Source organism: Bacillus sp. 179-C3.3 HS (assembly GCF_047229225.1).
Classification (GTDB): Bacteria; Bacillota; Bacilli; order Bacillales; family Bacillaceae; genus Bacillus.
On the sequence record NZ_JBFEFT010000022.1, the window covers coordinates 29,418 to 41,416 of the forward strand.

Here is an 11,999-nt window from a genome sequence, read left to right on the forward strand (position 1 = left end):
TCCAAGTCGTTCATGATCATAACTATAAAAAGTGTAGGTCAGATAACTATCCACCAGGATAGTTATCTGACCGTATACAGCAAAAAACTCAGGCATTACACCCTGAGTTCTTTGCTGTATAGAGTTTTATTCTATTTTAAAAAGCAAAACGTAATCACGATTTTCATTAGATCTTCTTCTCTGTAACGCCCGATATCATGTTGACTTACTAACCTTGGTAAGATCACTTTTTTCTTTTATCAAGTGAGTCTTGATATCGTACAGCTTTATAGCTTTATAGCTTTATCTAAATCCTTGCTATTAGTCTGTGGTCTACCTCGAATACCCCCTGCATGGCTTTCCCTGATAGTATCTCACTTTACTAAGAAAATCAAAAATAAAGCTGTTAAGTTTACTAAACAGCTTTAGAATAAGAATACTTTTATTAATAATTTACATACCCATAACCAAGAAAATATAGCGAAATCTCTTAAATAAACGAATAAAATCTAAAAGCTACTCTACAGTTACTTTATATTCTTTTTTTTGAGACCTAAACTCTTTATTCTTTGTTATCAAAAATTTCTTTAACTTGTCTGTGGTTTCTTTACGTTCAAATATCTTCCTATCTAACAAATCAAGTTTTTCTATAGTTGCCATTTCTTTTATATTTTCAATAGATTTCTTTATAATTTTATTAGTGCTTTCTTCTTTTAATAATTTCTTTTTTATCTCGTTAGATAAATTCTGAACTTCTCTTGAATTAAGTTTAGGACTAAACTTACCATCTTTAACAAGCATATATTTTACTGTCATTAGTACATGCCATTTCATTCTAGTAAAACTTTTGTAATCTTTATTCTTTCTAAAGAATGACTCTACTCTATAATAAAGCAAAGCACTTATAAAATACGGTTCTAACTTATCATTATCCCTCAATATTTCATCTTTAACTTTTCTAGCTACAGTTCCATAATGTCCTGAAACACCATGAGGATTGTCCAAAAACATTGAAGTGACTGATTTAATTTGTTTTGGGATATTTACTATTTTAGTCTGAGGAATATCTTGATTTCTATACTGATTAGATCTTCTTTCATAATAGAGATGTACATCTATTTGTTCTCCTCTTTGAGAATTATAAAACTCCTCTAGTAATTTGTGAAAATTATTTAAAGCATCTAATTGTTCTGGTTTAAGTCCAGTTTGACTGTTGGTTGATTTAACAATCTCATTCTTTGTACTCTCATCTTTTGTAGCAATTATTTTTAAAGGAATAGAAATACCATGTTGTTCCAAATCATTGAAACTATCAAATATCACATTGCTAGTCTGACATCCATTTACAATTTGATAATTAAGTAACGTGAATTTTTCACCTACTGGTTTAATTTCGTCAGCGACTATTGTCACTCCATTATTTAGAATACCAAATAATTGTGACTCGTTATCAAATAATCTTTTTTGCATGTTTTTATTTACCTCGTTAGTTTCTACCCCCAAATAATCGCGAATATTATCCTCAAATACATTTTTTACTCCTTTTGTTTCTTCATCAACTAATAAATTCATATATTCTACTATATCTACTAAACCAAAATAAGCTGATGTAATTTTATCTCCATCATAAGCATATGTGATATTTTTTGGAAACTTAAATGTAGCTTCTAAGTCCGAGTCAATTTTTCTGTATAATTTTTGTATTTCTTTAATACCTAATGGTATAAACTTCAAATCATCTGAGAGTACTCCAGTTCCCTTTAAAGCCTTTATACCATCAGAAATTGATATATGAATATCCTCACTAAGTTCTGTTGATGCAGAGTTTGTAGCATAATACATTGTACAAACAGGATTTCCTTTTCTAAACAAATGAGAATTATCATAAATAATATTCTTTAATTCCCAGTATTTATCTAATTCGGGTATTGAGCATTTTTCTTCGTAAATAAATTTATGTACGTTTTTAAGGAAATAATTTATATCAGAATCAGAAAAGTTCTCTGATGTTTTTGATTGAGTAAAAATAAATTCTACAGACAATACTTGTTTTTCATCTATTAAAACTTTTATATCTTCTTCATTCAAAATGATCTTATTATTAACTAAAATTGCTATACCATCAATCGCTTTTGCTGTACCAGTTTGAAGCTCCTGAAAGTTTCTTTCTGAGTCAATAACATGATTGTTTAAGACACAATAATTTATAAAATCTTCAAATACTACACTTTCATTAGCATTTTCAATTTCAAATTTAGTTTTAAATTCTCTAAGAAAACTTTTCATAATAGGATTTTTCATTTATATTCTCCTTTTAATAGTAGTAATAATATTTATTTGAAAGATATTTAACTTCACTTATGATAAGGCTCCCCCCGCAAAATCCGAAACGCCCGATACACCTGCTCCACCAGCACCAACCTCATCAACTGATGCGGGAACGTCATCCTAGAAAACGACAACTTCTCATTCGCACGCTGCATCACAGCATCACTTAATCCTAGCGATCCACCGATCACAAAGCACACCTTGCTTTTTCCGTATATTGCCAGCTTATCTATTGTATCGGCTAATTCTTCGGAGCTTTTCATTTTTCCTTCGATTGCTAAGGCAATGACGTGGGCGTCTGGGTTGATTTTGTTTAGGATGCGTTCGCCTTCTTTGTCTTTGATGATTTTCATGTCTTGATCGCTGAGGTGTTCGGGTGCTTTTTCGTCCGCGAGCTCAATGATCTCAATTTTGGCATAGGCTTGTAATCGTTTTGTGTATTCGGCTATGCCTTGCTTTAAATATTTTTCTTTTAATTTTCCTACTGTGATAATTGATATATTCACAGGTCATCCCCACCTTAAGAACAAGTTATTCATATGAGTTATCAACAATTGTGGATAAAATTTGTGTATTTTGTGTCCGATCATTCGTTCCCCACTATATATATTGCGTGTTCAGCGCACAATTCACAGGCTGTGGATAAACTGTGGGTATGTTCGATTTTTCTGAATTCTGGCGGTGTTTCATGATCATCTATGTACATGTCTAGGACGGTTTCGATATGTTCTTCACATGAATAAAATAGTTTGTGCATATGTCTCTTTTTCCTCCCATACGTTCTCTGGTTATTCACAAGTATTTCGCTCATTGTTCAATATAACCGATTTATTCACATGTTAATAGTCTTTTGCCATTTTACTCACGCTTTATCCACAGCAAAAAGAAAAAGCCTCCACTCCTTGTGAAGGCTTTTTTTCTAAATAAACGGATTATAAAATCTCGTTCCTCTGACAAATGTAATCACGAGCGACACAATCAGTACCGCTCCGACAAATAATAGCGCCGTATAATCTGCTTTTTGAAAGTCTTTGGCGGTGTACCATGTGCGCTTTTTATTCTTTCCGAAACCGCGTAGTTCCATCGCGTTGCTAATTGTCTCAATCCGCTCTAAACTCGAGAAAATGAGTGGCATCACGATCGACAAGGCATTTTTGATTCGTTTCCCTAGCTTTTCGTTCTTTGATAAATCGATGCCTCTTGCTTGCTGAGAAATCGCAATCGTTCGATAATCACGCTGGATATCAGGAATATAGCGTAAGGCAATTGCGACTGCGTAAGAGATCCGGTAGCTGACCCCAATTCGGCTGAGCGATGAGGCAAATTCACTTGGATTGGTTGTCACAATAAATAAGAGTGCCGCTGGCATGACCGTTGCATATTTCAATGTAATGTTCATTTGATAGAAAAGCTGTTCCAGCGTGACATTGTACCAACCTACAAGATGAAACAACTCGTGTTTCGTTCCGTAAATGGCGACACCTTGCTGAGGAGCAAAAATGTAGATGGCGATATTGTTGATCAGTAGAAAAATCACCAGCACGATGACGACGAACGACACATCACGAAATCGCACCTTCGACAGCTGAAAGAATATGATACTGGCCACCAGCATAAAGACAAGGATGCCTGTATCATACGTGAGCATCGCTGCGGAAGACCATAAAATAAAGCAAATAAGCTTGGTCGCCCCTGTCAGCCGATGAATCGGAGATGGACGATCAATATAGGATAGTACATCTACAGCCATGTCATTCTTTCCTTTCTGTCGACCTCAATGAAGCGATCCACAAGTTCATTTGGATTGGGCCAATCTGCTTTTAATGCTAGTTCATATAATGATGTTTCCTTTAAACTAGCCTTTTGCACAAGTAACTGATCTGTCAGTATGTTAGCAGGTGTATCATCTGCTATTTTTTCTCCATCTGAAATCACGATGGTTCTAGTTGTGTATTCCAGCATTAAGTGCATATCGTGTGTGATCATGAGAATGGTCACACCTTGTTTGTTGAGCTGTTCTAAAAACGTCATCATTTCTGTATAATGTCTGAAATCTTGTCCTGCGGTTGGCTCATCAAGGATGATGATCTCCGGCTCTAATACAAGGATAGACGCGATGGTCACACGTTTTTTCTGTCCAAAACTAAGGGCTGAGACGGGCCAGTTCCGGAATGGATATAGCCCGCACACCTTGAGGACACGCTCGACACGTTCTTTTATGTCTTCCTCCTGTACTCCTCTCAGCACAAGACCAAGGGCTACCTCATCAAAAATCATTTGTTTGGAAATCATTTGATTTGGGTTTTGCATGACAACGCCAATTCGTTCGGAGCGCTGTTTGATCGTGTCTGCTGTGATGTCTTCACCATTTAAAAGGATGGTTCCTTCAGTTGGCTTTTCAAAAGAACAAAGCAGCTTAGACAATGTCGTTTTGCCTGCCCCATTTGCACCGGCAATGCTGATCATTTCTCCTTTTTTTATAGTGTAGGAGATGTTTTTGAGTGTATTTGGTCTCGTCGGGTAGTCAAAACTAAGATCACGTACCTCAAGCAAGTCTTGGGCATTGTTCGCTTCTACCTGCTTCTGGGACGATTCCATCCACTGCTCGATTTTATGCTTTGCATCATCATCTAACGTCAGACGCTGTAATTGGGCTAATGAATCTCCAGATTTGATAGAAATGCCCGCATACTTCATTGCCTTCACATACAATGGCTCACGTAAATACGCTTCTTCCAATACATTTGAAGCGAGTAACTCATCTGGTGTCATGTCTGCCACAATGGTTCCGTCATTGACGACAATGATGCGGTCTACATGCCGATAGAGTACGTCTTCTAAACGGTGCTCGACTATGACCACGGTCTTCTTTGTCTCTTTTTGCAGACGATCGATGAGGTCAATGACTTCTTTCCCCGTTGCGGGATCAAGGCTCGCCAGGGGTTCATCAAATAGTAAGATGTCTACATCATTGACAAGTACACCTGCAATGGCGACGCGTTGTTTTTGACCGCCTGATAGATCATGCACAGATGAAGCGAGTTTACCGTCTACCTCTGTTAATCTCGCTGCTTCTTTTACACGTTCTTTCATCTCTTCACGAGCGACTTGGTCATTTTCAAGCGAAAACGCAATGTCTTCCCCAACCGTCATTCCAATAAATTGTCCATCTGGGTCTTGTAAGACCGTTCCGACAAGCTGTGAAAGGGAGAAAATGTTCTCTTTCTCTGCATTCTTTCCGCCGATATGAAGGCTTCCTTCCAATGTACCTTTATAAGACGCAGGAACTAGCCCATTGATACAATGGGCTAGTGTGCTTTTTCCTGATCCAGACGGGCCTGCGATGAGGACTTTTTCTCCTTCATAAATGGTCAGGTTAATATCTTTCAATGTGGGTTCTGATTGACTGCGATACTTGAATCCGAAATGTTCGAATTGAATCATCGGTTTCTTCATGTATGTGTCCCACCTTGCTTCATGATGTCTCCTTCGTCAAACTGCCGCTTTTGCTTCTCGTTCTTGCATAAGCCGCGATGATGATCGTTCCAATCACACCAACTGTGATGATGTTAGAAATCCCTGCGGCAAACCCTTGTAAAAATACTTTATTGACTGGCTCTGCATAAATCACAATATCAAGAATTGGTGCAATGACAAACCAGCCAATAGCCTGTGTGATGACTTGCACTACATTGAAGAAGATAATTTTCTTCAAGCCGAAGATTCCTTCCTCTACATTTAAACGTTTTGAGATAAAACCGATCATTAATCCGACAAAGCCAGAGACAATGATCCAGCTCCACCAAGGGCCGAATAGCGTCGCATCTTTAATGAGATGGCCAATAAAACCAATGAGTGCGCCTGCAACAGGGCCAAATAATACAGCCATTAACGCAAGGAATGCATACGATGTTTCAATTTGTGTATTCGGAATGCCAGTTGGAATGGAGGCGAAGCGACCTAATATCACAAAGACGGCTGCGCCAATTCCGATGGCAACGACAGTTTTCGTTGAAAGTTGTTTACCTGCCATGATGTTTCCTCCTTCTTATTCGTATATAATGCGCGGAGCTTTGCGAATCGAAAGGCGCCAGCCTGTGCCTGTACCGATGTGATAAGCCTTTGCAAATGACCCTTGATTGATCGCCACGCCTAGATGATCAAGTGAATTTACATATACGAGTGGTTCGCCTACCTTTAAATCGGCAAAAGATCGTCCATAGGTCATGATATTTTTATACACATTTTTCGGGCCGTTGGCAATGGTAACTTCTATTGAATCGCCATAATTAATTGAAAGTTGTTCAAATAACGTATGGTGAATGTTTGTCCAAAGGTTTCCGAACCGAACATCCAAAATATCAATCGTCCCTGTAATCACCTCATCTTCTGCAAATGCCTTGACAACTGGCAGGTGAATAATGTCGTCAATATTGGCCTTTGGTCCTACCTCTTCAAAGGAAATGACGCCTGATGCAATTCTTGCACCTGTATATGCATAAATATCTCTTCCGTGGAATGTATGTGATTTCCCTGACTTCGGTAATCGGTTAATGGTTTCATCTAAATAACGTGCTTCAACGATACCAATATCCTGTGCCAAGTGTGTCAATGTTCCATTATCTGGTGTGATGATGTAGTGAGAGCTTGTTGTCTTGACCACAAGACTCTTACGATCAGAACCTACGCCTGGATCTACAACAGATACAAACACGGTTTCCTCTGGCCAGTATGTGACCGTTTGTAGCAGCCTATAGGATGCTTCCCAAATATCATATTGTGGGATGTTATGGGTTAAATCAAAGATGCGAATGTTGCTGCTGACAGCATTTGCTACTCCGTACATTGCGCTGACAGCTCCGTCATCAATACCGAAATCTGATTGTAAAACTAATGCATGTTCACTCATGTTAATTCTCCCTTTCATTCTAAAAGTGGTTGTGGTGTTTCACGTGGAACATTTGAACATTTGTATGAAAAAAGTGGAAAATAAAAAATACCCCATCCTTATCTGAATCATAAGGACGAGGTATTTGTCTCGTGGTACCACCTTTATTTACTGTTAGCTCGCGCTAAACAGCCTCTACAAGTACAAAGCTCCAATCTGGCTCATATACTGTGGTTTTGATAACGAGTACCAACTCTCGTCGTAACCTACTAATATCATGGATATGTTCAGCACGAGGCTCAGAGACCATTTTTCGAATCATTATTTTTGCTTCTTTTCAGCTACCGAAGCTCTCTGTGGAAAAATTGATGATTGTACTTTCTCTCGTCATTGCCTGTTTAACTATTTTGAATTAAAGCTATCATACATGATGTATTTTCATAAAGCAAGATATATTTCTGAACATTTTAAAAATACAATAATTTCTAATGAATGAAAAGGGATTCATTTTTTAAAATTTAAACAAATGTTAAAGCGAGAGATATGGAGTCTTTCTTTTCCAGCGTTATAATAAAGAGGAAGGGAGGGAGTAGCGTGTGTGGACCATCTGTATGAATGAGTTTAAGCAACTCTTAAAAAGTACAAAATCTATTTTCATGATTGTGATGATTTTCATCTTATCTTCTATTGTATCTAGCCTTCCATTGGTGGGTACATATCAAGATCACTGGCAACAAGCGAAGGATCCCTATTCTATTGGGAATGAACTCGTGATTTCTTTATTTGGTTTCTTCCTCATTTTTTTATTGTCTCATGATATTTTAAGTCGCGAAATTCACTTAAAAACGATTCGTTTTCTTGTCAGTAAAACAACCCGCTTGAACATTGTCATCGGGAAATATCTTGGGCTGATGCTGTTTTGGATCAGTTGTATTATGATAACGTATGTCTTGAATATGGTCATTTCACACCGATTTCTATTCTCTGATGCATTGGAAATATTAACCTTTATCAGTGTAGGGATCTCATTTACTTTATTTTTATCCATCCTATTTCCAAACCCGCAGCAATCGATGTTTGTTGGGATGTTATTTTCCTTACTATTTCCAATCGTTAGTGTGATTTCTGTTATTTCGTCAGAATGGTTTATCCACTGGTTTCAATTCATCACTCCTTATTTTTATGCACGTTGGAGTGAGCCGTCGACTTTTATGCTGATGAATGTTGGAATGACAGCTATGTTGCTCATTGGAACAGCGCTCCTGTTTCAAAGGAGGGATGTGTAAGTGCTTCATACGAAAGGATTGACAAAAATATACCGGTCAAAAGTCGCGATAGATCAAATTGACCTGGATGTTCATCAAGGAGACATTTTCGGTCTCATCGGACCTAAAGATGCTGGCAAAACGACTTTCTTTAATATCGTGACAGGTATCTCCCGCCCCACTTCTGGTTCATTTACGATGATGGACAAGTCTCCACTCAAAAAAGTGAGGCATCATATAGGGGTATTGCCTGAATATACGGATTTATACGAAGGGCTTACAGCGATTGAGCATATTGCCTACCTATCGAAAATTACCGGTGCGCGCCAGAAAACGAGTTACTATGAAGAATTGCTCGAATTTGTTGGTTTACAGCGCTATCAACAAGAGAAAGTTGGTGCCTTTACACCTGGTATGAAGAAGCGTCTAGGCATCGCACAAGCCATTGCCCATCAGCCTGATTTCGTTTTACTCGATGAGCCATTTGCTGATATCGATTCAGATTCAATCGTGCACATCCAGAGAATCATTCAAACCTTAAAGTATGAAGGGAAAACGGTATTTTTAACAGCAGATCGTCCAATGTTTACTAGTAGTATTTGTACCAGAACAGTTTATATATCTGAAGGAAAAATAGTGCCCCACAGTACTCATCCTCAAGTGAAAACCATCATGTCCACAAACATTCGTGCAACTTTCAAGCATTCATGGATTGATGATGAGGTAAAGCCTGTCCTCACCCAGTACTTGCAAAGTGTCGGGACAGACCTACTGCTCTGTGATGACGAAACCTCATTATTGATCCGTTCAGAAGCCCAAATCCCAGCCATCATCCGTGCTTTCGTTCAATGTAAAATAGATCTTTACCGGGTCACGGCGAAAGATGACATGATTTCCTCATAGACAAGTACCGTACGTTGCCCGCACGGTACTTCTCCTTTGTTTATAGTCGTTTGGACATGTAGATGCCTGTTTCTGAAAATCCCGTCTTTTCATACAGTGAACGCGCAATTTGATTATGGGCAAACACATGTAAGGAAAGTTTTTGCACCCCTAATAATTTCGCTCGCTTTTCTAATGCTGCAATGGCACGTTTCGCCAATCCCTTTCCCCGATACGCCTCAAATAAGAAAAAGTTATAGATAAACCCTTCTTTTTGAGGATGATCTGGATCAAAACATAGCCAAACCCAACCTATCACCTGTTCCCCATCTATGATGTTCCACAGCTCATGGTCCTCTGTATGGATGCCTTGCGGAAGCAAATGATGAAACTGATCTTCTGCGTTTTTGAAGGCTTCTTCTTTCGCCCATGTCCCTGCCAAGATCTTATTCTCTGCATAATTCTTTATCGATTCCCCTATCAATGAATCATAATCCGTTTGTGACATCGGTTGTAGTGTAATCAATTTGAACGCCCCCTTTCCTCTAGCTTATGAGGAATATAAAGAAAAAACCAGTCCCGTCTTGGAACTGGTTATCCCCCAAACTGATCGGTTTGAGAAAGTTTGATCTCGACCGACTTTTTCTTTCCGCTTCTGTAAAATTGCACTTTTACCTTGTCGCCGACTTTCTTTTGATACAAATGTTTACGCAAATCGACGATATTCTTTACGTCTTGATCAGCAAAAGATGTGACGACATCCAATTCTTTGAGTCCTGCTTTAGCTGCTGGTGACAACGGTTCAACGCTCATGACGACGACACCCATTGTCACCTTTGATGGGAGCTTTAACGTTTCATGCCAATGATAGCTCGCAATATCTTCAAGTGATTTCATACCAACTCCAAGATACGGACGTTTGACTTCACCATAGCGCTCTAAATCCTCTATGACAGGAATGACCAAGTTCGCTGGAATGGATAGTCCAATTCCTTCAACCGCTGATTCTGCAATCTTCATCGAGTTAATTCCGATGACTTTTCCGTCCATATTGATGAGTGCACCACCGCTGTTTCCTGGGTTGATGGCGGCATCGGTTTGTAAAACCTCTGCATTCCAATCGGTCTGTCCGTCTCCATTTGAATCGACAGGGATAGCACGTTCCGTTCCGGAAATGACACCTTGGGTCACAGAGCCTGCAAATTCAAGCCCTAACGGATTTCCAATGGCAATCACAGGCTCACCTGGTTGCACATGATCTGAATTGCCGAAGGTGGCGGTTTTCTGAATCTTATCGCTCTTAACCGTCAGTACAGCTAAATCCATGAGCTGATCGCTTCCTACAAGCTTCGCCTCAATTCTCGTCCCATCCTGAAGGCTCACTTCGAGCTGATTGGCACCACTGATGACGTGGTGATTGGTCACGATATAAAAGGTGTCATCCTTCTTTTTATAAATCACACCCGATCCGCTGCCCGCCTCTCCAGCTTCCTCCCAAAAGCTCGACTTTTGAATATTAATGACTCCGACAACCGTGTCAGACATGTTAGATACAACTTTTGTGACTGCATCATTGACCTTCACATTGACGGTTTTTACTGAACCTTGTGAAGCCTGCTGCTCTCCATTTGACTGCCATCCAAAGAGATTCCCGTCGTTTCCCGATACGTAAGGAAAAAAGAATCCCATTAAAAAAGCCCCTACCAATACACCGATCAAGCCCGATAGGAAATATCCTTTTCGGCTTCGTCTCGGCTTCCACTCTACATCGCGATAATCCACTATGTTTCCTTCCTTTCAGTGAATAGATGTTTATAGTGTTGGTAAGAAGCTTCTATCTTAATCATACGTTTATAAAATTATACGGCGCAAAGCGGGGTTGCTTTTTTCGGGTCTGTATCATATAAATCAAAGCCGTCTCCCACAACAAAGCCTTTCATTTCAAGCGTCTGCTGGACCGCCATACGGGCTAAATCCTTCATATTGTTGTCTTGGCTTAAATGAGCCAAATAAATGCGAGACGTCTCATCACCAATCACATCTGTCATCGCAAGGGCCGCATCTTCATTTGATACGTGTCCAACATCACTCAGAATCCTGCGTTTAATGCTCCAAGGGTATCGCCCCATTTGCAGCATGCCAACATCATGATTGCTCTCAAATACGAAGGTATTGGCTGATTTGATAATCCCTTTCATACGATCACTAACATAGCCTGTATCCGTCATGAGCGCCAGCTTACGCCCTCCGTAATGGAACACATAGAACATCGGCTCTGCCGCATCATGAGATACACCAAATGACTCGACATCAAGACCGCCAAACGATTGAACTGTCTCCATATCAAAATGGAACTTCTGCTCTGTCTCGATCTTCCCGATATGAGACTCCATCGCCTTCCATGTTTTCGCATTGGCATAGATCGGTAGCTTGTACTTTCTCGCCATGACACCTAACCCTTTAATATGATCTGAATGCTCATGTGTCACAAAAATACCATCCAAGTCTTCAGGCTTACGGTCAATCTGGCCAAGTAGCTCAACCATCTGTTTCCCGCTTAAACCAGCATCCACTAAAAAGGCATGCTCGTCTGTTTCTAAATAAAATGCATTCCCCGTACTTCCGCTCGCTAGTACACTGAACTGCAAGCTCATGTT

12 protein-coding genes and 1 other annotated feature are annotated in these 11,999 nt (G+C 39.4%); of the genes, 2 read left to right on the forward strand and 10 right to left on the reverse strand.

Going from position 1 to position 11,999, the window contains the following annotated elements:
* Window positions 1-495: 495 nt before the first annotated feature.
* The 7 genes from AB1K80_RS13390 to AB1K80_RS13420 form a co-directional block, all read right to left on the reverse strand.
* Entirely contained in the window at window positions 496-2,280 is a 1,785-nt protein-coding gene (locus tag AB1K80_RS13390) for an AIPR family protein (protein ID WP_412857181.1), read from the reverse strand.
* A gap of 53 nt (window positions 2,281-2,333) precedes the next feature.
* The gene (rlmH, locus tag AB1K80_RS13395) at window positions 2,334-2,813 is read right to left on the reverse strand and encodes a 23S rRNA (pseudouridine(1915)-N(3))-methyltransferase RlmH (protein ID WP_412857183.1); all 480 of its coding nucleotides are present in this window, start codon (window positions 2,811-2,813) and stop codon (window positions 2,334-2,336) included.
* 80 nt (window positions 2,814-2,893) lie between these two features.
* Window positions 2,894-3,064, reverse strand: coding sequence for a CxxH/CxxC protein (locus tag AB1K80_RS13400; RefSeq protein WP_412857184.1), 171 nt, complete (start codon window positions 3,062-3,064; stop codon window positions 2,894-2,896).
* A 162-nt stretch (window positions 3,065-3,226) separates the two neighbouring features.
* Window positions 3,227-4,057 (reverse strand): energy-coupling factor transporter transmembrane component T family protein, encoded by an 831-nt coding sequence (locus AB1K80_RS13405; protein WP_412857186.1) that lies wholly within the window; start codon window positions 4,055-4,057, stop codon window positions 3,227-3,229.
* Entirely contained in the window at window positions 4,048-5,763 is a 1,716-nt protein-coding gene (locus AB1K80_RS13410; RefSeq protein WP_412857188.1) for an ABC transporter ATP-binding protein, read from the reverse strand. Before AB1K80_RS13410 ends, AB1K80_RS13405 begins: the two co-directional genes overlap by 10 nt.
* A gap of 19 nt (window positions 5,764-5,782) precedes the next feature.
* The gene (locus AB1K80_RS13415; RefSeq protein ID WP_412857189.1) at window positions 5,783-6,340 is read right to left on the reverse strand and encodes an ECF-type riboflavin transporter substrate-binding protein; all 558 of its coding nucleotides are present in this window, start codon (window positions 6,338-6,340) and stop codon (window positions 5,783-5,785) included.
* Window positions 6,341-6,355: 15 nt separating this feature from the next.
* Window positions 6,356-7,216 carry an S-adenosyl-l-methionine hydroxide adenosyltransferase family protein gene (locus AB1K80_RS13420; protein ID WP_412857190.1) on the reverse strand — a complete coding sequence of 287 codons (861 nt, stop codon included), beginning with the start codon at window positions 7,214-7,216 and terminating at the stop codon, window positions 6,356-6,358.
* A 108-nt stretch (window positions 7,217-7,324) separates the two neighbouring features.
* Window positions 7,325-7,595, reverse strand: a binding site (T-box leader).
* Between the two features lie 196 nt (window positions 7,596-7,791).
* Here AB1K80_RS13420 and AB1K80_RS13425 point away from each other — a divergent pair.
* Together AB1K80_RS13425 and AB1K80_RS13430 are read left to right on the forward strand one after the other, a co-directional pair.
* Window positions 7,792-8,481: an ABC transporter permease subunit gene (locus tag AB1K80_RS13425; protein ID WP_412857191.1), complete on the forward strand. Its 690-nt coding sequence runs from the start codon at window positions 7,792-7,794 to the stop codon at window positions 8,479-8,481.
* On the forward strand, window positions 8,482-9,363 hold the full coding sequence (locus AB1K80_RS13430) for an ABC transporter ATP-binding protein (RefSeq protein WP_412857192.1): 882 nt from the start codon (window positions 8,482-8,484) through the stop codon (window positions 9,361-9,363).
* 40 nt (window positions 9,364-9,403) lie between these two features.
* Here the strand turns inward: AB1K80_RS13430 and AB1K80_RS13435 are convergent, their stop codons facing one another.
* From AB1K80_RS13435 to AB1K80_RS13445, 3 genes are all read right to left on the reverse strand, one after another.
* Window positions 9,404-9,868, reverse strand: coding sequence for a GNAT family N-acetyltransferase (locus AB1K80_RS13435; RefSeq protein WP_412857193.1), 465 nt, complete (start codon window positions 9,866-9,868; stop codon window positions 9,404-9,406).
* Between the two features lie 68 nt (window positions 9,869-9,936).
* A complete protein-coding gene (locus AB1K80_RS13440) occupies window positions 9,937-11,127 on the reverse strand; it encodes a S1C family serine protease (protein ID WP_412857218.1) in 1,191 nt (396 codons plus the stop codon).
* Between the two features lie 74 nt (window positions 11,128-11,201).
* Window positions 11,202-11,996 carry an MBL fold metallo-hydrolase gene (locus tag AB1K80_RS13445; protein WP_412857194.1) on the reverse strand — a complete coding sequence of 265 codons (795 nt, stop codon included), beginning with the start codon at window positions 11,994-11,996 and terminating at the stop codon, window positions 11,202-11,204.
* Window positions 11,997-11,999: the final 3 nt, after the last annotated feature.

What these genes read in the sequence shown, in the direction of transcription:
- AB1K80_RS13390 (WP_412857181.1), bottom strand. Translation starts at nt 2,280, where the DNA reads ATGAAAAATCCTATTATGAAAAGTTTTCTTAGAGAATTTAAAACTAAA.
- AB1K80_RS13400 (WP_412857184.1), bottom strand. Translation starts at nt 3,064, where the DNA reads ATGCACAAACTATTTTATTCATGTGAAGAACATATCGAAACCGTCCTA.
- AB1K80_RS13405 (WP_412857186.1), bottom strand. Translation starts at nt 4,057, where the DNA reads ATGGCTGTAGATGTACTATCCTATATTGATCGTCCATCTCCGATTCAT.
- AB1K80_RS13410 (WP_412857188.1), bottom strand. Translation starts at nt 5,763, where the DNA reads ATGAAGAAACCGATGATTCAATTCGAACATTTCGGATTCAAGTATCGC.
- AB1K80_RS13415 (WP_412857189.1), bottom strand. Translation starts at nt 6,340, where the DNA reads ATGGCAGGTAAACAACTTTCAACGAAAACTGTCGTTGCCATCGGAATT.
- AB1K80_RS13420 (WP_412857190.1), bottom strand. Translation starts at nt 7,216, where the DNA reads ATGAGTGAACATGCATTAGTTTTACAATCAGATTTCGGTATTGATGAC.
- AB1K80_RS13445 (WP_412857194.1), bottom strand. Translation starts at nt 11,996, where the DNA reads ATGAGCTTGCAGTTCAGTGTACTAGCGAGCGGAAGTACGGGGAATGCA.